This window comes from Agromyces sp. NPDC058110 (assembly GCF_042884735.1).
Classification (GTDB): domain Bacteria; phylum Actinomycetota; class Actinomycetes; order Actinomycetales; family Microbacteriaceae; genus Agromyces.
In genome coordinates this window covers 762843-786813 of sequence record NZ_JBHVTI010000001.1, presented here as the reverse complement: position 1 = coordinate 786813, position 23971 = coordinate 762843, and the positions used below count along the sequence as shown (strand labels likewise).

Here is a 23971-nt window from a genome sequence, read left to right as displayed (position 1 = left end):
GGCACTTGGGGGTGGTCGTGACCGAACGCAACAAGCGCAGCCGCGATTTCGCGGAGACGCGGACGCCATTGGGGGTGCTCGGCGGGCTCCTCGGCATCATGGTGGCGAGCGCGGCGGCGGCGGCCCTGCTCGTGGTGGGCGTGACGCCGGCGCTGGCGACGGTCGGCATGGCCGCCTCGGGCACCATCGACACGTTCGAGCGACTGCCCGGCTACCTCCAGATCGGCGACCTCTCGCAGAAGAGCAACATCTACGCCACGCGTTCCGACGGCTCGAACGTGCTCCTCGCCTCGTTCTACGACCAGAACCGCGTCGAGGTCGAGTGGGACCAGATCAGCCCGTTCGTGAAGGATGCGACCGTCGCCGGCGAGGACCCGCGCTTCTACGATCACGGCGGCGTCGACCTGCAGGGCACCATCCGAGCCGCACTGACGACGGCGGCGGGCCGCGAGACCCAGGGCGGCTCGTCGATCGCCCAGCAGTACGTCAAGAACGTGCGCGTGCAGCAGTGCGAGCGCGAGGCCGACACGACGGCGTTCGAGGGCATGGCCGAAGACGAGGTGGCGGCGCTCACGGGCGACGAGCGGTTCGCGCTCATCGAGGAGGAACGCCTCACCTGCTACGACACGGCGACCGAGACCAGCATCGACCGCAAGCTCAAGGAGATGCGCCTCGCGATCGGCGTCGAGAAGCGCTACACGAAGAACGAGATCCTGCTCGGCTACCTCAACATCGCCGGCTTCGGGGGCACCGTCTACGGCATCGAGGCGGCGGCCTCCTACTACTTCAGCACCAGCGCGGCGAACCTCACGCTCCCGCAGGCGGCCTCGCTCGTGGCGATCGTGAACAACCCGGTCAAGTTCCAGCTCGACAAGCCCGACAGCGAGACCAACGGCGCTGCGAACGGGTACGCGGCCAACCGCGATCGGCGCGACTACCTGCTCAGGCAGATGCTGCACGAGAAGAAGATCACGCAGCCGCAGTACGACGAGGCGATCGCGACCCCGGTCGAGCCGAAGATCACCGAACCGAGCACCGGCTGCCAGACCGCCGGAGGCTCCGCGTTCTTCTGCGACTACGTCAAGCACATCCTGCAGAACGACCCCACGTTCGGCGAAGACGACGAGACGAGGATGCTGAACTTCCGCCGCGGCGGTTACCAGATCTACACGACGCTCGACCTCGACCTGCAGTACGCCGCAGAGAAGGCCATGAACGAGAACGTGCCCTCGACCTTCCCCGGCTGGGATGTCGGCGGCGTGATCTCGAGCGTCCAGGTCGGCACGGGACGCGTGCTGGCGATGGCGCAGAACAAGCTGTACAGCCAGGACCCCGAGGTCATCGCCGGACACCCCTTCGTGACCGGCATCAACTACAACACCGACTACGACTACGGCGGGTCGAGCGGATTCCAGCCCGGATCGTCGTACAAGGTCTTCACGCTCGCCGAATGGCTCGCCGAGGGCCACGCCCTCACCGAACGGGTCAACTCGAGCCGCAAGAGCAACTGGGGTGCGTTCAACGACAGCTGCCTCGGCACGCAGTACGCGGACCCGGGATGGAACCCGCGCAACGACGCGAACGAGCCCGGCGGCAACTACAGTGCGCTCGAGTCGACCATCGGCTCGATCAACACCGGGTTCCTCGGTATGGCGAAACTCATCGACCAGTGCGGCATCGCGAAGAAGGCCGAAGCGTTCGGGGTGCACCGGGCCGACGGCAACCCGCTCGTGCAGTACCCGTCGGCGGTGCTCGGCATCAACGAGGTCGCGCCGCTCAGCATGGCCGTCGCGTTCGCGGGCATCGCGAACGACGGCGTCACCTGCACCCCCATCGCCATCGATCGCATCGTGGGCGCCGACGGCGAGGACATCAAGCCGCCGGCGTCGACGTGCGCTGCGGCGGTCACGCCCGAGGTCGCCGGCGCGATGCACTATGCGATGTCCCGGGTCATGACGAGCGGCACCGGACGGCAGTCGAACAACTCGACGTATCCGTCGGTTCCGCTCATCGGCAAGACCGGTACGACCGACGGTGCGAAGGACACGTGGATGGTCGGCGCGAGCACCGAGGTCGCGACTGCGGTGGCGGTCGTGAGCGTGAACGGCGATGCCAACCAGCGTGCGATCTCGTTCGACTCGGGTGAGGCGGCGACCGCTCGTCACCGCATGTGGCCGATCGTCATGTCCGCGGCATCGGCCAAGTACGGGGGCGGAGAGTTCCGCATGGACGGCCCGGGTCCGGTCGCGCCGTTCACGTCGCCGACGCCGTTCGACGACGTCCCCGCGTACGTGGAACCGACGCCCACGCCTGCGCCCGCTCCGGCCCCCGCCCCGGCGCCGGCGCCTGCGCCTCAGGGCACCGGCGGCGAGCGCACGCTCGAACCGCGTGACGACGAGGGGCGTGGCGGCCCCAATCCCGACGGTGGCGGCGGAGAAGACGGCGGAGACGAGGGCGGCGAAGACGGCGGTGGCCGGGGTCGATGACCCCGCCGCCGTGAGGCTCGACGCGCGAGGTCGGCGGCGTCAGAAGTCGAGGGTGTCGCCGGGCTCGAGGCGGGCGTACTCGCCGCCGCCCTGCTCGACGGCCCACGCGAGGCGCGCGTGCGAGAGATCCTTGCCGAACTGCGAGAGCACCATCTCGTGCGTGGCGAACGCCCGTCTCGGGGCGACGGCGCGCACGTAGTCCATCGATTCCGAGATCTTCATCCAGGGTGCTCCGGCGGGCGCGGCGAGTACCTGGACGTCGAGCCCGTCGGGCACGACGAAGGAGTCGCCCGCGTAGGCGAACGACTCGTTCACGATCACGCCGATGTTGTCGATGATGCCGATCGACGAATGGATCTCGGCGTGGCGGCCGCCGAAGAAGCGCAGCCTGAACGGCCCGACCTCGACCACGTCGTCGGCCGCGACCGTCTCGACCGGGAATCCGGATGCCGCGGCCGCGACTCCGGCGGGCCCGAACAGCCGCACGTCGGGGCTCGCGTCGACGATGCGCCGGAGTTGCTCGGGGCTCCAGTGGTCGGCGTGCTCGTGGGTGATGACGACCGCGACGGCGCCCGCGGCATCCGTGATCGGCGTCGTGTAGTTGCCGGGGTCGATGAAGAGCCGGTCGCCCGAGTCCTCGATCACGAGTGCGGCATGTTCGAGCTTCGTCAGGCGCATGCTCCGAGCAAACACTGACGGCGCGTGCGATGCAAGCCCGCGCTGCTGCCAGAATCTCTGCATGACCCGAAGCCCCAAACGCGTGATCGTCGCGGTGAATCCGTCGGCCTCGTTCGGCCGCCATCGCGAGGTCGGCCCTGCGACCGTCGCCGCGCTCACCGGGGCGGGCCACGAGGTGGTGCTGCTGCAGGAGGCGAACTTCGAGCTGCTGCGCCGCGAGACCGAGCACGCCGTGCAGCGCGGCACCGACGCGCTCGTGGTCGTGGGCGGCGACGGCATGGTGTCGCTCGCGGTCAACATCGTCGCGGGCACCGGGGTGCCGTTCGGCATCGTGGCCGCCGGCACGGGAAACGACCTGGCCAGGGGCCTCGGCCTTCCCGTCGAAGACCCCGGCGCGGCCGTCGACGCGATGCTCGAGGCGCTCGATCGGGAGCCGCGCACGATCGACGCGGGCCTCATCCGGCGGGGCGACTCTGCGGCGGTGTGGTTCGCGGGCGTGGTCTCGGCCGGATTCGACGCGCTGGTCAACGAGCGCGCGAACCGCATGACGCGTCCGCGCGGGCCGAGCCGCTACACGATCGCCCTCGTGCGCGAGCTCGCGACCTTCCGACCCCGCACGTACACGATGACGATCGACGGGGTGCGCCGCGAGCAGAAGGCGATGCTCGTCGCCGTGGCGAACGGCTCGTCGATCGGCGGCGGCATGCGGATCGTGCCGCACGCCGACCTCGCCGACGGGCGGCTCGACGTCTTCATCGTGCACCCGTTGTCGCGAGCGCGCCTCATCGCGGTGTTCCCGAAGGTGTTCCGCGGCGAGCACACCGAACATCCGGCGGTGGAGTTCGTCTCCGCGCAGCGGGTGACGCTCGAGGCCGACGACGTGCCGGCCTACGCCGACGGCGAGCGCGTGGGCGCCCTTCCGATCGAGATCGAGGTCGTCCCGGGCGCGTTGCGGGTGTTCGCCTGACGTCGCCTGCGTCGATCGGATGCGGCGGGCCCGCCCGATTTGGAGCGCGCCCCGAAGGTGTGTCATACTCTTCAAGTTGTCAGTTCGGCCCCATCGTTTAGCGGCCTAGGACACCGCCCTCTCACGGCGGCAGCGCGGGTTCAAATCCCGCTGGGGTCACGGTTACGTGAACTTGCTGGCAACACCGGAATGCCTCCGCTCCGGCGGGGGCATTCCGTTTGCACGTCGTCAGTCTCGGCCCCATCGTTTAGCGGCCTAGGACACCGCCCTCTCACGGCGGCAGCGCGGGTTCAAATCCCGCTGGGGTCACGCATCCGACATCCTGACGACAGGTAGCCAGAAGGCCCCCGCTCCGGCGGGGGCCTTCTGCGTCTGCGGCGATCCAGGGCATCGGCTTCCCGGCTGCGTCGACTGCTCGGCCCCACCACGCGGACGGCCCGGTTCACGCTGCCGGTGAACGCGAACGGCGACGGCCGGGGATCGCCCCGACCGCCGCCGTTCCTCCGAGAGTCCGATCAGGCGGGGACCACCTCGCGCCGCGCGTGGCGGACCCGGTGGGTGATCCAGAACGCGATGATCGCCGCGATGACGCCGAGCACCACGAGCAGCCACGGGAGGAGGGTCGCGGGGGAAACCCCCGCTGCGCCCTCTGCGAGCGTCTGCGTGCCCGTGGCGAGTTCACCGCTGCCGTCGGCCAGTGCGGCCGTGCCGTCGGCCAGGGTGGTCGCGCCGTCGGCGATCTTCGTCGTTCCGTCGGCCAGCTTCACCGAACCGTCGGCGAGCGTCGTCGCGCCGTTCGCGAGCGTCTGCGTGCCCGTCGCCAGGGTGGCTGCACCGGTCGACAGGGTCGAGGTGCCGGTCACGAGATCATCGGCGCCGGTCTTCAGCTCGATCGCTCCGCTGAGCGATCGCTCCAGACCGGCTGCGATCCTCTCGTTTCCGGCGACCAGTCCGTCGACCTTCTCGTCGAGCGTGGCGGTGCCGGCGGCAACCCGTGCGGCGCCATCGACGAGCGCGCCCGACTTGGTGTGCAGCGTCTTCACTCCGCCCGCGAATTCGATCGACTTGCTGAAGAGGGTTCCGGTGCCTGCGGTGAACTCCCCGAACTTGCCGAAGAGCGTGCCCGCGCCGACCGCCAGCTCACCCGATCGGCCGGCGAGGATGCCCGTACCGATGGCGAGTTCCCCTGACTTGCCGGCGAGGATGCCTGTGCCCGCGGCGAGTTCGCCGGTCTTGCCGGCGAGTGCGCTAGTGCCTGCGGCGAGAACGTCGGCGCCGCTCGCGACGGAGCTCGCTCCCGCGGCGACCGACCCGGCACCTGCGGCGAGGGGTTCGGTGCCTTCAGTCTCGAACCGTGCGAGATTGGACGAGAGGCTCGTCGCGCCCGCCGCGAGCGCATCCGCTCCGGACTGTGCATTCGAGATGCCGAGGTTCAGATTGCCGGCGCCGTCTGCGAGGCCCGCCGCCCCCGCACTGAGGCTCGCTGCGCCCGCCTTGGTAGCGTCCGCACCGGCGCGAAGCTGGGCGACCTGTGCGAGCAGCTCCGCGGGCACGCCGCTCGCCGCGAGCACCTGTTCGAGGTTCGCGAGCCCGGCTGCGACTCCGGCGGTTCCATCGGCGACGCTCGCGGCGCCCGACTTCGTCGCAGCGGCGCCCGCTGCAACGGCGTCGCCGCCGGCCTTGAGCTGGGCGAGTCCGGTCGCCAACGTGGTTGCACCGCCGGCGACGCTGGCGCCGCCCGCCGTGAGCAGCTTCGCATTCTCGTGCACGGCCGAGGCTCCGGCAGACACGCCCTGGGCGCCCCCGGCCAGCGCCGTCGCGCCCGCGGCGAGCGTGGCAGCCCCGTCGTTCAGGGTGCCTGCGCCCGCGGCGAGCCTGGTTGCTCCGTCGTTGAGGTTGCCAGCGCCTGCGGCGAGCAGTGTTGCGCCTTCGTTCAGCGTGCCCGCGCCCGCGGCGATCCCGGTGGCTCCATCGTTGATGGCACCCGCACCGGCCCCGAGCTTGGCGGCGGCGGCGTCGACCGCACCCGCGCCGGCGGCGATCCGGGTGGCGCCGTCATCGAGGCGCCCGGCACCCGCACCGAGCTCTGCAGCACCGTTCGAGACGCGCGCGGCGCCTGCAGCGGCGTCCGTGATCCCGTCGGAGAGCTTCACCGCGCCGTCGGCGGCGTTGTTCGCTCCGGAGGAGAGTTCAGTGGCGCCGTCGAGGTTGCGGCCGAGGCCATCGGCGAGCTTCACCGTCCCTGCTGCGGCCCGTTCGGCGCCGGACTTCAGACGCTCGGCCCCTCCAGCCGCCGTCGATGCGCCGTCCTCGAGCTTGACTGCGCCGGCAGACAGGTCGGCTGCCCCGTCCTCGGCCGATGCCGCTCCGTCGGCCAAGGTCGAAGCGCCTTCGGCGATCTGGGACGAGCCGTCACCCGCGCTGTCGGCGCCGTCGGCAACGAGCCCGGCTCCGCTCGCGAGCTTCGACGTCGTGAGGAGGAAGAACGTGAGCAGGGCGATGAGGGCGAGCGTCAGCGCGATCGCCGCGATCTTGAGGCCTGCTCCGTGGCGGTGCGCGGGTGGTGCTTCGATTCTCGTCATTGAGGCTCCATCGAGTGCGGGCGCGCCGAAGGCGCCCGGGAGGTGAATGCTGGTCGGCTCACCGACGCCGGTGCGGGGCGTCGGGCGCGGCGGGCTCGGAATAGGGTGCCCGCAGCGTCCTGGGCATCGTGCCGGCTCGACCACGTTGTCGGTTCCGGCGGCTCGACGCCCCTGAGAGTCGCTCGAAACTAGCAGCGGTGGAGGATTCCCCGACGAGTGCTCGACTTTTCCTGTGCGAACATCCAACGGTGCGCGGAGCCCGGCATCCGCTCGTTGTCGATGCCCCACAGCAGCAGAAGGCCCCCGCCGAAGCGGGGGCCTTCCTGTGAGTCGCAGCGCGCAGCGCGCGGCGCCGGAGCGAGGAGCGCGCAGCGCGGGCGCGCCGCACCTCAGCCGAGCCGCTGCGGCGCCGCTCCCACGAGTTCGGGCGCGGTCGCCGAGGCGGTCGGCGCGACATCCGGATAGGGCACTGCGACGCCGTCGTGCACCTCGTGCGGCGTGACCCGGTGGTACGACATGCGATCGATCAGCGCGAGGGCGAGCGCCGAGATGATGAATACGCAGTGGATGATCACCTGCCACATGACGCCGTCGGTCGTGAGCTTGCCGTTGTAGTCGTCGCCGCCGACGCCGCCGATCTCGATGAACGACTTCAGCAGGTGGATCGACGAGATGCCGACGATCGCCGTGGCCAGCTTGACCTTGAGCACGTTCGCATTGACGTGGCTCAGCCACTCGGGCTGGTCGGGGTGGCCGTTGAGGTTGATCTTGGACACGAACGTCTCGTAGCCGCCGATGATCACCATGATCAGCAGGTTCGCGATCATCACGACGTCGATGAGGCCCAGCACGATCAGCATGATCTCGGTCTCGCCGAGATGGCCGAAGTCGGTGATCAGGTGCCACAGCTCCTTCATGAAGAGCACGACGTACACGCCCTGCGCCACGATGAGGCCGAGGTAGAGCGGGGCCTGCAGCCATCGGCTCGTGAAGATGAGGCCGCCGACCGCGCGCGACCACGGCGCGGTGCGATGCGGGGAGATGGGTCCGGTCGGGTCGGGGTTCGCGGGGTGTGCGGGCGTCGTTCGGGCGCTCACTGATCTCCTTCTCGGGTTCGGGTGATCGAGTCTAGGGTTCCCAGCCGATAGACTCCCGGGAGCGAAGGGGAGTATCCCGCGGGGCGTTCACGCGTTCCGAGCCATGATCCGTCAGTACGAGCGCCGCAGATGCCGCTCCGGGCGTGGCAGCGCACCACGGTGCGAAGGGGAGAGACTTTCGGGATCATCCCTGCCCAGAAACCCCCGAAAGGCCGCGCGTGCTGCAGCTTCCCGCCTGGTTCGAAATCGGATCCCTCGTGGTCCTCACGCTCATCCTGGTCGCCGACCTGCTGCTGGTCGTCAAGCGGCCGCACGTGCCGTCGTTCAAGGAGTCGACCCTCTGGGTCGTGTTCTACGTGGTGCTCGCGCTCATCTTCGCGCTGCTCATGTTCCTGCTGGGCGACGCCGAGCACGCGGGGCAGTTCATCGCCGGATGGCTGACCGAGTACAGCCTGTCGATCGACAACCTCTTCGTGTTCGTCATCATCATGGCGCGGTTCGCGGTGCCGAAGAAGCTCCAGCAGGAGGTGCTCATGGTGGGCATCATCCTCGCGCTGATCTTCCGCGGCATCTTCATCCTGCTCGGTGCCCAGCTCATCGAGAACTTCAGCTGGATCTTCTACATCTTCGGCGCCTGGCTCGTCTACACCGCCTACCAGCAGGCCTTCGTCGAGCACGACGACGACAAGGACAACCTGCTCGTGCGGGTGCTCCGCCGTCGCGTGAAGATCTCCGACGACTACGACGGCATCAAGATCCGCACCACGATCGGCGGGCACCGCGTGTTCACGCCGATCCTCTTCGTCTTCATCGCGATCGGCACGACCGACCTGCTCTTCGCGCTCGACTCGATCCCCGCGATCTTCGGCATCACGCAGAGCCCGTTCATCGTGTTCACGGCGAACGTCTTCGCGCTCATGGGCCTGCGCCAGCTGTACTTCCTGCTCGGCGGCCTGCTCGAACGCCTCGAGTACCTCAAGTACGGCATCGCCTTCATCCTCGCGTTCATCGGCGTGAAGCTCGTGCTGCACGCGATGCACGTCAACGAGCTGCCCTTCATCAACGGCGGCGAGCACATCGAGTGGGCTCCCGAGATCTCGACCTGGATGTCGCTCGGCGTCATCGTCGCGGCCATGGCCGTGGCGACGGTCGCGAGCGTCGTCAAGGCCAACGTCGACGCGAAGCGCCGCGGCCACACGCTGATGGAAGAGGTGCCGCACTTCACCGACGACGAGGTGCGTTGACCGTGCGGTCGGCGAGGCCTGCCGGGAGTTGCTAGTTTTGGTGGGCGGCGCACGGGGTGCGTCGCCCGGTTTCCCACCGGTGGCATGACGGCGACGAGGAGCACCGTGTCCCCTGATGGCGAAGACGTCGTCGAGCTCGAGCGCGGCGCGGCGGTGATCGCGCACAGTGCGCGAACGGATGTCGGGCGCGTGCGCAGCATGAACGAGGACGCGTTCCTCGCCGAGGCGCCCGTCTTCCTCGTGGCCGACGGCATGGGCGGGCACGCGAGGGGCGACGCGGCGAGCCGCGCGGTCGTCGAGACGTTCCGCCGGCATCTGGCTCCCGGTGCGCCGTCGTCGCCCGAGCAGGTGCTCGACGCGATCCACTCGTCGAACGACGCCGTGCGGGCCCTGAGCGACGAGGGCGACGAGGGCACTGCGGTAGCCGGCACGACGCTCGCGGGCGTCGCGCTCGTCGACGCCGGCGACGGCGCCGGCTTCCACTGGATGGCGTTCAACGTCGGCGACTCGCGCATCTACTCCTGGAACGGGCGCACGCTCAGCCAGTTGAGCGTCGACCACTCCGCCGTGCAGGAGCTCGTCGACGCGGGCCTCATCCGCCCCGAAGACGCCGAGCGGCATCCCGACCGCAACGTCATCACCCGGGCGATCGGCGCCGACGACGTCGTCGATCCCGACGTCTGGCTCATCCCGGCGACGGGACGCCAGGTGTTCCTCATCTGCTCCGACGGCCTCAGCAAGGAGGTCGACGACGACGCGATCGCGCACGTGCTCGTCGGCGACACGGGTCACGCGGCCGGCCTCGCGGGCGAGCTCGTCGACCTCGCACTCGCGAACGGGGGCCGCGACAACGTGACGGCCGTCGTCGTCGAGTCCGAGCTGGGTGTTCCCGACGACGAGACCACGAAGGACCGCCCGACCGCCACGGTCGCGAGCGAGGACACGACACCTCGGGTGAACGGAGGCGCCGGTGGCGACGTACACGGCTGATCCCGGCGGCGCGGTCATCGCGGCGGTTCGCGGCGGGGTCGTGCTCATGCTCCCGGCCGCATCGGCCGACGCGGTGACCGATCTCTGGCCGAGCCTCGTCGAGGCCGATCCGGTGCGCGCCGTGCTCGACCGGCTCACGGTCGACGGCTTCCGCGAGACGCCGCCATTCGGCCTCGTGGTGCGCTCCGACGAGGGGTCGCAGGTGCGCACGGTCGTGCGCGGCGGCTTCTCGGTCAGCGTCGACGGCGACCTCGTCACCGGCGAGGGCGTCTCGACCTGGGTCGAACGCGTCGTCGACGGCTCCGCGGTCGAACTGCGGGCGGCGGATGCCGCGGGCGACCCCGCTGCGGTCGTGCTGCCGATCGTCGAGGGCGTCGTGTTCGCGAGCGCCGTCGACTCGGCCTCGATCGAGGCCGTCGCGCCCGCGCCGGTCGCGCCCACGCAGGTCGCGCCAACGGTGCCCGAGCTTGCGGCCCCGACCGCTCCGACGTCGGTCGCTTCCGCACCGGAGGCGTCGGAACCTCTCGCTCCCGGCCAGCCTCCCGCTCCCGCCCAGCCTCCCGCTCCCGCCCAGCCTCTCGCTTCCGCCCAGCCTCCCGCTCCCGCCGCGGCGCCCGCCGCATGGGTTCCTCCCGTGCTCGGCGACCCGGGCGCGACGATCTCGGGTCCGCCGCCATCCGCGCCGCAGGCGGCGCCGCCCGCCGCGGCTCCCGGATTCGACGCCCTCGACGACTCGACGATCGTCTCGCCGGTCGGCGGCTTCTCCGCCGCGGCCATGGAGACCAGGGGCTCGAGCCCGTTCTCGGGCGGCGAGCAGACGATCGTGCCGCCGGCCGACACCTCGGCCCAGGCGTTCGGCGGCGACCACGACGGCATGACCGTCGTCGGCGTCGACCTCGCGCGCCTCCGCGCCGAACGCGACGCTCGGCGGGGCGAGCAGGGGGAGTCTGGCGACGCCGGCACGCCACCGGCATCCGGAGCCTCCGCCTCGCCCAGACTCGGCCTGCGCATGCCCGACGGCTCCATCGAACCCGTGACGCACGAGGTGCTGCTCGGGCGCGCGCCGAGCGTCAGCCAGGTCTCCGGCGGACGGCTGCCCCGCGTCGTGGCGATCGGCGCGGGCGACCAGGACATCTCGCGCAACCATGTGCGCGTCACCGTCGAGGGGGACACGATCGTGATCACCGACCTGCATTCGCGCAACGGCACCCACGTGGCGCAGCCGGGCAAGGCGCCCGTGCGGCTCAGGGCGGGGGAGCCCACGCCCGTGCTCGTCGGCACGGTCGTCGACCTCGGCGGCGGCTGGACGATCCAGGTCGTGGCCGCCTGATGCGCCGCGCGACCTCGACCCCGCCCGAGCTGCCGGGCTACGCGCCGCAGGGCCTGCTGGGCTCCGGCGGCTTCGCCGACGTGTTCCTCTACGAGCAGCGCCTGCCGCGGCGCAAGGTGGCCGTCAAGGTGCTCCTCACCGAGGAGCTCGGCCGCGACACCAGGGCGCAGTTCGTCGCCGAGGCGAACCTGATGGCGCAGCTCTCGGCGCACCCCTATATCGTCACGATCTTCCACGCGGATGTCTCGGCCGACGGCCGGCCGTACTTCGTCATGGAGTACTGCTCGGGCCCGAGCCTCGCCGAGCAGTACAAGCGCTCGCCGTTCGCGGTCGCAGACGCCCTGCGCACGGGCGTGCGCATCTCGGGTGCGGTGGCCACGGCGCACGCCGCCGGCATCCTGCACCGCGACATCAAGCCGGCGAACGTGCTCACCAACGACTACGGCTGGCCCGCACTGACCGACTTCGGCATCTCGTCGAACCTCGACGGCGAACTGCCGACGCACACCGTCACCGTCCGCCCCGGCGACCAGTCGACGGGAACGGCCGGGTCGGGCGGCACGGCCGCGGTGGGCATGAGCGTGCCGTGGTCGCCCGCCGAGATGTTCGAGGACGACCCGAGCCCCGACCCCCGCAGCGACGTGTTCTCGCTCGCGGCGACGGTGTACACGTTGCTCGCGGGGCGCTCGCCGTTCGAGATCCCCGGGCGCTCGAACGGCACGCTCGACCTCATCGGTCGCATCGAGCGCGGGGCGATCACGCCCATGGACCGCACCGACGTGCCGCGCAGCCTGCTCAGCGTGCTCGCGAAGGGCATGGCGACCTCGCGCGACGACCGGTACCAGAGCGCGGTCGAGTTCGCGCGTGCGCTGCAGCGCGTGGAGCTCGAGCTCGGCTACGCGGCCACGACGATCGAGGTGCCGAACCTCGCGGTCGTCGAGGAGCGCGCCGAGGTCGTCGACGAGGCGGATGCCACCAGGGCCCGCGCCGTGCGCACCATCGACGCGCAGGCGACGCCCGTCGCGCCCGCGCCCCCGCGCACGGTCGGCGCGCCGCCGGTCGCGCCCGCGGCGCCGGTCGGCGACTCGGCCGATGCGACGGTCGCGCGTGCTCCGCAGCGCGTCGCGGCGCAGCCGCCGTTGCCCGACGCGACCATGATGCGGCCGGGCGGCCGCGCCCCGCAGCCCGCACCCCGCGGTGCGACGGGCGGGTCGGCCTCGGCGTCGATCGACGACGGCACGATCGTGCGGCCGAGCGGCGCAGTGCGCGAGGCCGGCCGCACGGCGACCGCCGGTTCCGGGCAGGAGCCCGCCGCGTCGATCGACGAGGCCGCACCCGCGAAGCGCTCGCGCACCGGCCTCGTCGTCGGCATCGCCGCGGGCGCGGTCGTCGCGATCGCCATCACGGCGGCGGTCGCGCTCTCGGGAGCGCTGCCGAAGCCCGAGGCGCAGGCTCCCGTGGAGACCGTCGGGCAGGACGCCGTCGCCGACGCGACCGTGCCGGTGCCCGACGTGCAGCCGGGCGTGCCGTCGGCCGACGGCTCGTCCGTCACGTTCGAGGTCGCGCTCGACGAGCCCGAAGACGGCGACCGCTGGCGGTGGCGCCGCTCCGACGGCAGCGGGGCGGTGCAGGTCGCCGAGGCGTCGCCCATCGTCGTCGACGGCGTCACCGCCGGGCAGAAGATCTGCATCGACGTGCAGACCCAGCGCGGCAGCCGCACCTCCGAGCCGGTGACAGCGTGCACGCCGTGAGGCCGCTCCGGGTCGAGTACTGCGGCGAGTGGTACACGGTCGAACCCGGACGCCCGTTCTCGATCGGGCGCGAGTCCGACCTCACGATCGACGAGAACCCGTACCTGCACCGCACGTTCCTCACGCTGTCCGACGAGTACGGCCTGTGGTGGCTCTCGAACGTCGGCCAGCTGCTCGCGGCCACGGTGTCGGATGCCACGGGCAGCGTGCAGGCGTGGGTCGCACCGGGTGCGAAGCTGCCGCTGGTGTTCCAGCAGGTGCAGGTGCTCTTCAGCGCCGGCGCGACGACCTACGAGTTCTCGATCCACGCCGAGGACGACTTCTACAACACCTCGCTCACGGCGACGGCCGACGGCGGAGGCACGACGATCCTGCCGGTCACGCTGACCTCGAGCCAGCGCCTGCTCGTGGTCGCGCTCGCGGAGCGCGTGCTCGTGCAGCCCTCGGCCGGGCGCGCGACCGTGCCGACGTCGGCCGAGGCATCCGCACGGCTCGGATGGAGCATGACGACCTTCAACCGCAAGCTCGACAACGTGTGCGAGAAGCTCGACCGGCTCGGCGTCGACGGGCTCAGGGGAGGCCGCGGAAAGCTCGCGACCAACCGCCGCATGCGGCTCGTCGAGTACGCCGTCGCGACCCGGCTCGTGAGCGCCGACGACCTCCCGCTGCTCGACCGCGCGGCTGCGGAGGCCGCGGGCGCCGGCGACTGAGCCGGGCCGCGCGACGTCCTCGGAATCGCGGAGGACGATCTCCGTATCGCTTCGGCAACGAAGCACCATGGGAAGTCCTCCCCATTCGGGGGCGCTCGCCGCTCGTGTTAGCGTTGGCGCGGTCCGCCACGTGCGCGACCGCCGCCGCCCTGACCGACGGACGCAACGAGGAGTAGAGATTGGCCGGCTTCACCTCGTGGTTGCGCACGCGCAAGACCCTCGCGACGAGCACCGCCATCGCCGTGCTCGTCGGGGCGCCGGTCACGCTGGCGGTGCTGCACCAGGGCTTCCCGGTGACCGATCCCGACCTGCGCGCGCGCGAGGTGTGGGTGACCAACGCCGAAGAGCTGCTCGCCGGGCGGCTCAACCGGCAGATCGAAGAACTCGACGCCGCGGTCTCGACGGCCTCGAACGAGGCCGACGTCTTCCAGAACGGCGACGACGCCTTCGTCTACGACCCCACGGCCGGTTCGATCGAGCGCATCGACCCGTCGTTCACGACGCTCTCGCAGCGCATCGACGTTCCCCCCGCCTCGACGATCGCCTACGGCGGCGACGTGCTCGCGGTGCTCTCGCCGAAGGGCGAGCTCTGGAACGTGCAGGCCGGAGCCGAGCTCCAGTTCGACTGGCGCGGCACCGACCCGATCGCCAAGCTCGGCGAGGGCGCAGAGGTCGCGGTCTCCGACCGGGGCACGATCTTCGCGACCTCGGTCGAGAAGGGCTCCCTGCAGGAGTTCGAGCGGGGTTCGGCAGGCGATCCCCAGACGACGAAGATCGCCGACCTCGGCGAGAACGAGGTCGCGGCCGTCGGTGAGCGGCCCGTCGTCTTCGATCGGGAGCGCGGCGTGGTCGTCGTCGATGGCCGCGAGACCGAGCTCCCCGACGAGGGTCTGCGGCTCCAGCAGTCGAGCGCCGAGCATGACGCGGCCTACGTCGCCACGGCCACCGGGCTCCTCGAGATCGGCCTCGACGACGGCGACGTGCGCGAGCTCGACGCCGAGGCCGCTGCGGGTTCAGCAGGAGCGGCGGATGTCGCGGCGCCCGTGTGGCTCGACGGCTGCGTGCACGGCGCGTGGGCCGAGGCCGGGCGCTACCTCGCGGCGTGCGGCGACGAGGAGCCGCGCCTGCTCGACATCGACCAGCCGACCGCCGGAGCCCGACTCGAGTTCCGCGTCAACCGCGACGTGATCGCGCTGAACAACCTCACCAACGGCAACGCCTGGCTCGTCGACACCGAGCTGCGGCTCGTCGACAACTGGGAAGAGGTGACGCCGCCAGAGGAGAGCGAGGAGCTCGAGGGCGACGAGAAGAGCGCCCAGCAGACCTTCGAAGACACCATCGCCGAGCGCACCGACCAGAACCGCCCGCCGGTCGCCCGAGAAGACGACTTCGGTGCGCGCCCCGGGCGCACGACGATCCTCGAGGTGCTCGAGAACGACACCGACCCCGACGGCGACGTGCTCACGGTCTCGTCGGTCACGGCGATCCCCGAGTCGATGGGCCGCATCGAGCAGATCGACGGCGGCCGCGCCCTGCAGTTCTCGCCCGCCGAAGGCGCCGCGGGCACGGTCTCGTTCAGGTACGGCGTCGACGACGGCCGAGGCGGCGTCGCCGAGGCATCCGTCAACGTGCGCGTCGTGCCCGACAGCGAGAACACGGCCCCGGTGTCGTCGCGGTCCGGGGCGATCAGCGTCGAGCAGGGCCAGCAGGTCTCGTACAACGTGCTGACCGACTGGCGCGACCCCGACGGCGACGACGTCTACCTGGTGAACGCCTCGCCGATCGGCGGCGACTCGGTGCGCTTCAGCCCCGACGGCAACCTCACCTTCCAGCACAAGTCCGCCGAGCTCGGCCAGAAGGAGGTGCAGTTCACGGTCTCCGACGGGCAGACCGCCGCGACGGGCACGCTCACGGTCGACGTGAAGCCCTCCGGTTCGCTGAACCCGATCGGCACGCCCGACTTCGCACGCGTCTTCGTCGGTGAGAAGACCCTCATCGAGCCGCTCGTGAACGACGTCTCCCCGTCGGGCTCGCCGCTCTCGCTGCTCGGCGTCGAGGAGACGCCCGAAGACGCCGTGGTGACCCCGAACGTCGAGCGGGGTTCGATCACGTTCGAGAGCGCCGTGGCCGGCGACTACGTCTTCGTCTACAACCTGGGGGCGGGCGCGACCGTGAGCGTCGGGCTCATCCGGGTGCAGGTCGTCGAGCAGCCCGCCGAGGCACTGGCGCCGATCGCGGTCAAGGACACCGCCTACCTGCGACCGGGGGAGCCGTTGTCGATCCCGGTGCTCGCCAACGACGTGTCTCCGTCGGGTCGGGTGCTCGCCGTGCAGTCGATCGACGACACCGCGACCGACGGACTCGTCTCGGTCGAACTCCTCACGAACACCGTGGCGCGGGTGACGGCATCGGCCGCCCTCGATCGCCAGCTGCAGTTCAGCTACACCGTCTCCGACGGCATCAACACCGCGAGTTCGACCGTGACCGTCGTGCCGGTGCCTCCGCTCGTGAAGAACCAGCCGCCGGTCGCCGTCGACGACGCCGCGATCGTCCGCGCGGGCGACATCGTGACCGTGCCGGTCACCGACAACGACTTCCACCCGGATGCCGCGGCCTTCCACGTGCTGCCCGACCTCGCGCCCGGCAACGGCTTCGAGGGGCTGGCGTTCGTCGACGGCGACACGGTCCGCTACCAGGCTCCCGAGAAGCCCGGACTCTACAGCCTCGTCTACGCGATCGGCGACGACTACGACCAGACGGCCAAGGCCGCGCTCGCCTTCACCGTCGTCGCCCGCGACAGCGAGAAGAACCGTCCGCCGCTGCCGACCCCGATCACCTCGCGCACGTTCGCCGGATCCGCCGTGAAGATCGACATCCCGCTCGACGGCCTCGACCCCGACGGCGACTCGGTGATGCTCACGAGTCTCACCTCGGCGCCGTCGCTCGGCCAGGTCGGCGACCTCACGAGCACGAGCCTGACGTACACCGCGCTGCCGGGCTCTGCGGGCACCGACCAGTTCACGTACGAGGTGCGCGATACCTATGGCGCGACGGCGACCGGCACCATCCGGATCGGGGTCATCCCTCGGCCGGTCGTGCAGCTGCCGCCGACCGCGGTCGACGACGCCATCGAGATGAAGCCCGGACGCACGGCCTCGGTCGAGGTGCTGCTGAACGACTCCGACCCGAGCGGGTACAGCCTGCACGTCGCGAGCCTGCCCGACATCGACGAGGGCATCACGGCGGAGATCCGCGATCTTCGACGGGTCGTGGTGGAGGCGCCCGAGCAGGAGGGCGCGTACACGATCCGTTACGAGATCTCGAACGGCCACGGCGGTGCGGATGCCGCGTTCCTCCAGATCGCGGTCACCGAAGACGCCGTGATCCTGCCGCCGACCGCCGAAGACCAGGTCATCGAACCCGCGGAGGTGCTCGATGGCGACGACGTGACCGTGACGCCGCTCGCCGACGCGACCAACCCGGGCGGACTCGTCGAAGACCTCGTCGTGACGGTCGAAGGACCGAACGCCGGCAATGCCCAGGTCGACCCCGACGGCCGCATCACGGTCACCCCCGGCGACCGGCGCTACGCGGTCGCGTACCGCCTCACGAACGAGCTCGACGACCTCTCGGCGATGGCCTTCGTGATCGTGCCGCCCGTTCCGGGCGCCGACACGCCCGACGACGAGGCCGACGTGCGCGAGACCCAGAAGCCCGAGGAGACGGCGAAGCCGAAGACGCCCGAGGAGCTGCAGGCCGAGGAGAAGGCGAAGTTCCCGGCGCCGTACCTCAAGGACCTCGAACCCATCGTGGTGCCCATGAACGGGCGCATCGAGTGGAGCGTCGACGAGCTGGTCGAGGTTCCGTCGGGCAATCCGGCCCTCATCCTCTCGGCGAACGGCAGCGCCACGGAGTCCGAGGTGATGGTCGACGGGACGCACCTCCAATTCGTGCCGACGACCGACTACCGCGGTCCGGCGTCGGTCACCTTCGAGGTGACCGACGGCAAGGATGCCGACGATCCGATCGGCCGTACGGCGATCCTCACGCTGCCGATCACGGTCGGCGATCCCGAGTTCAACGACACGCCGCCGACGTTCACGCCGCGCGCCGAGACGATCGAGGCGGGTGAGAAGCCCTCATCCGTCGACCTGCGCCAGTCGAGCGACCAGCCGAACCCCGACAACATCGATCGCATCACCTACACGAACCTCGCGGGCACGACCGACGACATCCAGGCGGAGATCGTCGACGGCTCGACGCTGCAGTACTCGGCACCGCTCGGCGTGCAGCCTGGAACCGAGACCAGGCTCACCTTCGACGTGAACTTCAACGAGTTCACCATTCCCGGATACGTCGACGTCAAGGTGGTCTCGTCGACCCGGGCGATGCCGAAGACCGCCGACGACGGCGACTACGAGATGAACCGCAGCGACACCCAGACGTTCGACGTGCTCGCCAACGACTTCAACCCGTTCGCGCAGGACGGCGTGCCGCTCCGCGTGGTCGGGGCCGAGATCGATCAGGCCTCCGTCGGATCGAACGCCTCGGTCTCGTTCACCGCGACCGACCTCACCGTGCGCACGGGCGCGGCGTTCACCGGCACGCTCAGCGTCATCTACACCATCGAGGACGGCACGAAGGATCCGCTGCGTCGCACGACCGGTCGGGTGACCGTCGTCGTGCGCGCGGCGCCCGACGCGCCGAACACGCCGACGGCGACCGCCTCCGACGCCGAGGGCACCGTCCGCTGGAGCGAGCCGGCGACGAACAACTCGCCGATCGACGGCTACGAAGTGCTCTACAACGGCACCACGAAGTCGTTCCCGGCGGGTGCGGCCGGCAGCGCCCAGACCATCGGGCTGACCAACGGCGTCACCTACTCGTTCCAGGTGCGCGCGCACAACGCGAAGGGCTGGGGCGCCTGGTCGTCCGCGAGCAACAGCGTCACGCCGTACGGCACACCCGGGCCGGTTCCGTCGGTGAGTGCGTCGGTGCGCGACTACGCCCCGACGACGGTCGACTTCTCGTGGTCGGCGCCCAACAACACCGGCGGCGGCGCGATCACCTACCAGATTGCCGTCGACGGCGGGTGGGAGAACATCGGCAACCGCACCTCGTACTCCGTCGGCGGTGTCGGTGCGGGCGGTCACACGGTTCAGGTCCGCGCGGTGAACACCGGCAGCGGCAAGGCCGGCAATGCTGCGTCGCGATCGTTCAGCGTCGACACGCGGCCGCCGCCCCCGCGCACGGTGTCGCTCAGCAAGGGCACGCGCGTCGGCTACTACAACGGCACCTACGGGTACTGCGGCGGCAACTGCTGGTTCTACAACGTGAGCATCTCGCACTTCCAGCCCGGCTCGACGGTGACGATGGTTCCGTACTGCAACGGCGGGGCGCTGAACGGTCGCTACAACATCAGCGTCGACGGCAACGGCAACGGCAGCTTCGTCGGCAGGTGGAACGGCAACATCCCGTCGAGCTTCTGCGGATCGGCGAACGCGTACGTGACCGTCGACGGCGTGCAGAGCAACAACTGGTAATCGCCTGGCATCAGGCAGAGGAAAAGGACCCCACGAACATGGCAGTAACGCAGGAGCAGGCGCAGTGGTTCCAGGACGCCTTCTCGAAGCTCGTCGACAACGTCGACCAGGCGATCCTCGGCAAGCGCCAGGTCATCGAGCTCGTCGTGACGGCGCTGCTCTCCGACGGGCACGTGCTGCTCGAGGACTTCCCGGGCACCGGCAAGACCGTGCTCGCGAAGGCGCTCGCGAACACGCTCGACGGTACCCACTCGCGAGTCCAGTTCACGCCCGACCTGCTGCCCTCCGACGTCACGGGTGTCACGATCTTCGACCAGGGCAAGGGGCAGTTCGAGTTCCACCGCGGCCCGATCTTCGCGTCGATCGTGCTCGCCGACGAGATCAACCGAGCGAGCCCGAAGACCCAGTCGGCGCTGCTCGAGGTCATGGAGGAGGGGCGGGTCACCGTCGACGGCGTCGGCTACGAGGTCGGCAGCCCGTTCATGGTCATCGCGACGCAGAACCCCGTCGAGCAGGCCGGCACGTACTCGCTGCCCGAAGCCCAGCTCGACCGATTCCTCATCAAGACCTCGCTCGGCTACCCCGACCACGAGACCGCGGTGACCCTGCTGCTCGACTCGGCGAACCGCGCCCGCGCGGCGAAGGTCTCGCCGATCATCGCGTCGAGCTCGGTCACGACCATGGCGCAGCTCGCGTCGGAGGTCTACGTCGACGCCTCGGTGCTGTCGTACCTCAACGAGCTCGTCACCGGCACGCGCACCCACAAGGACTCGGCCCTCGGCGTGAGCATGCGCGGGGCGCTGGCACTCGCCCGCGCCACGAAGACCTGGGCGATCGCGCACGGCCGCACCTACGTCACGCCCGACGACGTGCGCGAGCTCGCCGTGCCCGTGCTCGCACACCGCATCATCGTCGACCCCGAGGCAGAGTTCGCCGGCGCCACGGCCGAGGACATCGTCTCCTCGGTCGTCGTCGACGTCGCTCCGCCCGCGTACCGCGCAGCATGAGCACCGAGCCGCGCGCGCCCCGACCCCCGTCGCAGGCGCGATACGCCGCGCGGGCGGTCGGTCGTTCGCTCGCGGCATCCGCCCGCTCCGCGTCGAAGCTCGCCGCCGATGCGGCCCGTCGGGCGGCCGACTGGGCCGAGCCCGTCACCGGGGTGATCTCGGTGACCGGCTGGCTCGTGCTGCTCGCCTCGTTCGTCTCGTTCGCGGCGGCGTGGGCGCTCGGATGGATCGAACTCGCGTTCCTCGGTGCGACGCTGCTCGCGGCCGTGCTCGTGAGCGTGCCCTACACCCTCGGGCGCATGCGCTACCGCGTCGACGTCGACCTGCAGCCGACCCGCGTCGTCGCGGGGGAGCGGGCCTTCGGCCGGCTCGCCGTGACCAACATCGGAGCCAAGCCGTCGGTGCCCTCGCGCGTCGAGCTCCCCGTCGGCGCCGGACTGGCTGAGTTCGTCGTCCCCGGTCTGCAGCCCGAGGCCGAGCACGAAGAACTGTTCGCGGTTCCGACCAACCGCCGCGCGGTCATCGTCGCGGGCCCGGCCGTGTCGGTGCGCGGAGACCAGCTCGGCATCCTGCGGCGCATCGTGCGGTGGAGCGAACCCGTCGAGCTGTTCGTGCACCCCGTGACGGCGCGGCTCAAGCCGTCGGCCGCCGGACTCGTGCGCGACCTCGAGGGCGAGGTCACGAAGACCATCACCGACAACGACATCTCCTTCCACGCGCTCCGCGCATACCAGCCGGGCGACGCCCTGCGGAACGTGCACTGGCGCACGTCCGCGCGCACCGGGCAGCTCATGGTGCGCCAGTACGAGGAGACCCGGCGCTCGCAGCTCGCCCTGATGCAGTGCACCGAACGCGCGCACTACGCCTCCGACGACGAGTTCGAGCTCGGCGTCTCGGTGCTGGGCTCGCTCGGCGTGCAGGTCATCCGCGACGCGACCAGGGTCGACGTGCTCACCGAGGAGCTCACGCTTCGCACGGCCACCCCGACGGCACTGCTCGACGACACGAGCCGCATCGCGGCGGCATCCGGAGCCTTCGACTCGGTGCGCACGTTCGTGCGCGAGCGCACCAAGCGGCTCTCGGCCCCGAGCGTCGCGATCATCGTCGCCGGCTCGGCCGTGCCGCTCGCGGAGTTCCGCGCGGCGGAGACCGTGTTCGGCCCCGACACCCAGACCATCGGATTCCGCGTCGAGCTCGGCGCCGTCTCCCGCATCGCGAAGGTCGCAGGCACCACGGTGGTCACCGTCGGCTCGCTCGAGGACCTCGCCCGACTCGTGGGGAGGGTCCGCCCGTGAACCGCATCCCGCGTTCCGCCGTGACCGACCTCGTCGTGCTCGCGGTGCTCTCGGTCGTCGCGATCCTCGGCTACGAGACGAGCTTCGGCGACCTCGACTTCCTGCTCGCGGCCGCCGCCGGCCTGGTCGTCGGCACGCTCGCGGCCGTCGCCGGCTCCGTCTTCCGGCTGGGCGTCCTCACTACGGTCGTGCTCGGCCTGGCGTTGTACTTCGTGCTCGGCACGCCGTTCACCATGCCCGAATCCGCCATCTTCGGCGTGCTGCCCAGCCTGACCTCGCTCGCAGGACTCGCGATCGGCGCCGTCTACGGCTGGGCCGACATCCTCACCATCGGCACGCCGGTCGAGGCGCCCTACTACGTCGCCGTCGTGCCCTATGTCGCGGCCTGGGCGGTCGCGCTCGTCGGGTCGATGCTCGTGCTGCGGTGGCTGCCCCGACGTCGCACGGTGATGCGCAGCGCCGTGATCCTGATCGGCCCGGTGCTGCTGTTCATCTCGGGCATCCTGCTCGGAACCGACGAGGCGTTCTACGCCGGCGTGCGAGGGGTCGCGTTCGCCGTGATCGCGCTCGTCTGGCTCGCCTGGCGTCGCGGCTCCGACGTCGAGACCGACGAGGCCGGCGCGCGTCGGCTCCGGGCCCAGAAGCTGCGGGGGTCGGTCGTCGTCGTCGCCGGCGCGGTCGTGGTCGGCGCCGTCGCCGGCCTCGCCCTCGCCCCGGTCGCACCCGAGCGGTTCGTGCTGCGCGACCAGGTCGTGCCGCCGTTCGACCCGCTCGAGTTCTCGAGCCCGCTGGCCGGGTTCCGCAACTACACGAAGGACCTCGCCGAGGAGCCGCTGTTCACCGTGAGCGGGCTCGAACCGGGCGACACGCTCCGGCTCGCGTCGATGAACTCCTACACCGGGCGCCTCTGGAATGTCGCCGGTCCGGGAGACTCCGACGACGACGGCGGCTACGCGATCACCGGCGAGACTCTGCCGCAGCCCCCGCTCGCCGACCTCGGCAGCCGCCGGTCGATCGAGGTCGAGACGCTGGCCTACGACGACGTGTGGCTCCCGACCGTCGGCTACGGCAGTGAGCTGCGACTCCAGGACGCCGACAGCGCCGCCCACGCCGGAAACCTCCGCTACAACGCGGCCGCCGGTACGGCAGTGCTGACGAGCGGGCTCGACGAGGGGACGCGCTTCCGCCTCGACGCGAACCTGCAGAACACGCCGAGCGACGAAGACCTCGCCGACGTGCCGGTCGCGTCGGTCGAACTGCCCCCGGTCGAGAACGTGCCCGACGTGGTCACCGCGAAGGGCGAGGAGTACGCAGGGGATGCGACGACCCCGATCGAGCAGCTCCGCAACATCGAGCGCGGACTGAAGACCAACGGGTTCCTGAGCCACGGACTCGCGTCCGACGCCGTCGCGTCACGCGCCGGACACGGCGCCGACCGCCTCATCGAGCTGTTCACCCGCTCGTCGATGGTGGGAGACGAGGAGCAGTACGCGGCGGCCATGGCGCTCATGGCGCGACAGCTCGGCTACCCTGCGCGGGTCGTGATGGGCTTCGCACCCGAGATCGCCGAGGGGCAGGACTCCGTCGAGGTGCTCGGCGACGACGTCACGGCCTGGGTCGAGGTGCCGTTCGAGGGCGTCGGGTGGGTCTCGTTCGATCCCACGCCCGACGAGACCGATGCGCCGCAGGAGCAGACGCCCAAGCCCCAGTCCGAGCCGCAGCCGCAGGTGCGCCAGCCCCCGCGCGCCGAGGCCGTCGAGGACGACCTGCTCTCGACGGTCGAGATCGACGACACCGACGACGAGGACAAGGACCGGCCGTTCCGGCTCCCCGGCTGGGTGTGGGTCGCCACCGCGTCGGTGGGCATCCCGCTCGCGATCGTGTTCCTGCCGATGCTCGCCGTGGCCATGGCGAAGGAGCGCCGCCGCCGCAAGCGTCGGGGGCGCGCCAATGAGATCGCAGCCGCCGCCGCGTGGGACGAACTGATCGACCGGTACGCGGAGCTCGGGTTCGAGCCGCCGGAGCGCTCGTCGCGGCTCCAGACCGCTCGCGCGCTCGAGCGCCAGGCGGCCGAGCAGGGCGTCGTCGCGGCCGGTGACCCGGGTGCGCTGCGCCTGACCGCACTCGCCGCGAGCGTCGACCGCGACGTGTTCGACGGTCAGCAGGTCGCATCCGACACGGTCGTGAAGCGGTGGAGCGAAGCTGATGCCGCGGCGGCGGCGGTGACCGCAGCGGTCGGGCGCTCGCGCCGGTTGATCGCCCGGTACCGCCTGCACCGACGTCGGTAGACT

Annotated in this window: 14 protein-coding genes and 2 tRNA genes; 13 read left to right on the top strand and 3 right to left on the bottom strand. The window is 70.9% G+C overall.

The window, feature by feature from the left end; genetic code table 11:
- Nucleotides 1-17 precede the first annotated feature (17 nt).
- Nucleotides 18-2486, top strand: a complete 2469-nt coding sequence (locus tag ACFVS8_RS03750; protein WP_387057682.1) for a transglycosylase domain-containing protein — start codon at nucleotides 18-20, stop codon at nucleotides 2484-2486.
- A gap of 39 nt (nucleotides 2487-2525) precedes the next feature.
- Here the strand turns inward: ACFVS8_RS03750 and ACFVS8_RS03745 are convergent, their stop codons facing one another.
- Nucleotides 2526-3164 carry an MBL fold metallo-hydrolase gene (locus ACFVS8_RS03745; RefSeq protein ID WP_387057679.1) on the bottom strand — a complete coding sequence of 213 codons (639 nt, stop codon included), beginning with the start codon at nucleotides 3162-3164 and terminating at the stop codon, nucleotides 2526-2528.
- 61 nt (nucleotides 3165-3225) lie between these two features.
- On the opposite strand from ACFVS8_RS03745, the gene ACFVS8_RS03740 reads away from it, so the two are divergent.
- From ACFVS8_RS03740 to ACFVS8_RS03730, 3 genes are all read left to right on the top strand, one after another.
- Nucleotides 3226-4131 (top strand): diacylglycerol/lipid kinase family protein, encoded by a 906-nt coding sequence (locus ACFVS8_RS03740; protein ID WP_387057676.1) that lies wholly within the window; start codon nucleotides 3226-3228, stop codon nucleotides 4129-4131.
- A gap of 86 nt (nucleotides 4132-4217) precedes the next feature.
- Nucleotides 4218-4290, top strand: a tRNA-Glu gene (locus ACFVS8_RS03735).
- A gap of 77 nt (nucleotides 4291-4367) precedes the next feature.
- A tRNA-Glu gene (locus tag ACFVS8_RS03730) sits at nucleotides 4368-4440 on the top strand.
- A gap of 206 nt (nucleotides 4441-4646) precedes the next feature.
- Here ACFVS8_RS03730 and ACFVS8_RS03725 read toward each other — a convergent pair.
- Both ACFVS8_RS03725 and ACFVS8_RS03720 read right to left on the bottom strand, forming a co-directional pair.
- Nucleotides 4647-6713, bottom strand: a complete 2067-nt coding sequence (locus ACFVS8_RS03725) for a hypothetical protein (protein ID WP_387057673.1) — start codon at nucleotides 6711-6713, stop codon at nucleotides 4647-4649.
- A gap of 389 nt (nucleotides 6714-7102) precedes the next feature.
- Nucleotides 7103-7810, bottom strand: a complete 708-nt coding sequence (locus ACFVS8_RS03720) for a TIGR00645 family protein (protein ID WP_387057671.1) — start codon at nucleotides 7808-7810, stop codon at nucleotides 7103-7105.
- A gap of 221 nt (nucleotides 7811-8031) precedes the next feature.
- On the opposite strand from ACFVS8_RS03720, the gene ACFVS8_RS03715 reads away from it, so the two are divergent.
- From ACFVS8_RS03715 to ACFVS8_RS03675, 9 genes are all read left to right on the top strand, one after another.
- Nucleotides 8032-9054, top strand: coding sequence for a TerC/Alx family metal homeostasis membrane protein (locus ACFVS8_RS03715; protein WP_387058182.1), 1023 nt, complete (start codon nucleotides 8032-8034; stop codon nucleotides 9052-9054).
- A 105-nt stretch (nucleotides 9055-9159) separates the two neighbouring features.
- Nucleotides 9160-10044: a PP2C family protein-serine/threonine phosphatase gene (locus ACFVS8_RS03710; protein WP_387057669.1), complete on the top strand. Its 885-nt coding sequence runs from the start codon at nucleotides 9160-9162 to the stop codon at nucleotides 10042-10044.
- Nucleotides 10025-11374: an FHA domain-containing protein gene (locus tag ACFVS8_RS03705; protein WP_387057667.1), complete on the top strand. Its 1350-nt coding sequence runs from the start codon at nucleotides 10025-10027 to the stop codon at nucleotides 11372-11374. Before ACFVS8_RS03710 ends, ACFVS8_RS03705 begins: the two co-directional genes overlap by 20 nt.
- Entirely contained in the window at nucleotides 11374-13125 is a 1752-nt protein-coding gene (locus ACFVS8_RS03700; RefSeq protein ID WP_387057665.1) for a protein kinase, read from the top strand. The genes ACFVS8_RS03705 and ACFVS8_RS03700 overlap by 1 nt, the downstream gene beginning before the upstream one ends.
- The gene (locus ACFVS8_RS03695; protein ID WP_387057663.1) at nucleotides 13113-13835 is read left to right on the top strand and encodes a hypothetical protein; all 723 of its coding nucleotides are present in this window, start codon (nucleotides 13113-13115) and stop codon (nucleotides 13833-13835) included. Before ACFVS8_RS03700 ends, ACFVS8_RS03695 begins: the two co-directional genes overlap by 13 nt.
- 179 nt (nucleotides 13836-14014) lie before the next feature.
- The gene (locus ACFVS8_RS03690) at nucleotides 14015-19378 is read left to right on the top strand and encodes an Ig-like domain-containing protein (RefSeq protein WP_387057661.1); all 5364 of its coding nucleotides are present in this window, start codon (nucleotides 14015-14017) and stop codon (nucleotides 19376-19378) included.
- A 38-nt stretch (nucleotides 19379-19416) separates the two neighbouring features.
- Entirely contained in the window at nucleotides 19417-20385 is a 969-nt protein-coding gene (locus tag ACFVS8_RS03685; protein ID WP_387057659.1) for an AAA family ATPase, read from the top strand.
- A complete protein-coding gene (locus ACFVS8_RS03680) occupies nucleotides 20382-21680 on the top strand; it encodes a DUF58 domain-containing protein (RefSeq protein WP_387057657.1) in 1299 nt (432 codons plus the stop codon). The genes ACFVS8_RS03685 and ACFVS8_RS03680 overlap by 4 nt, the downstream gene beginning before the upstream one ends.
- On the top strand, nucleotides 21677-23968 hold the full coding sequence (locus tag ACFVS8_RS03675; RefSeq protein WP_387057655.1) for a transglutaminaseTgpA domain-containing protein: 2292 nt from the start codon (nucleotides 21677-21679) through the stop codon (nucleotides 23966-23968). The genes ACFVS8_RS03680 and ACFVS8_RS03675 overlap by 4 nt, the downstream gene beginning before the upstream one ends.
- The last annotated feature ends 3 nt before the right edge of the window (nucleotides 23969-23971 follow it).

What these genes read in the sequence shown, in the direction of transcription:
- ACFVS8_RS03745 (WP_387057679.1), bottom strand. Translation starts at nt 3,164, where the DNA reads ATGCGCCTGACGAAGCTCGAACATGCCGCACTCGTGATCGAGGACTCG.
- ACFVS8_RS03740 (WP_387057676.1), top strand. Translation starts at nt 3,226, where the DNA reads ATGACCCGAAGCCCCAAACGCGTGATCGTCGCGGTGAATCCGTCGGCC.
- ACFVS8_RS03725 (WP_387057673.1), bottom strand. Translation starts at nt 6,713, where the DNA reads ATGACGAGAATCGAAGCACCACCCGCGCACCGCCACGGAGCAGGCCTC.
- ACFVS8_RS03700 (WP_387057665.1), top strand. Translation starts at nt 11,374, where the DNA reads ATGCGCCGCGCGACCTCGACCCCGCCCGAGCTGCCGGGCTACGCGCCG.
- ACFVS8_RS03685 (WP_387057659.1), top strand. Translation starts at nt 19,417, where the DNA reads ATGGCAGTAACGCAGGAGCAGGCGCAGTGGTTCCAGGACGCCTTCTCG.
- ACFVS8_RS03680 (WP_387057657.1), top strand. Translation starts at nt 20,382, where the DNA reads ATGAGCACCGAGCCGCGCGCGCCCCGACCCCCGTCGCAGGCGCGATAC.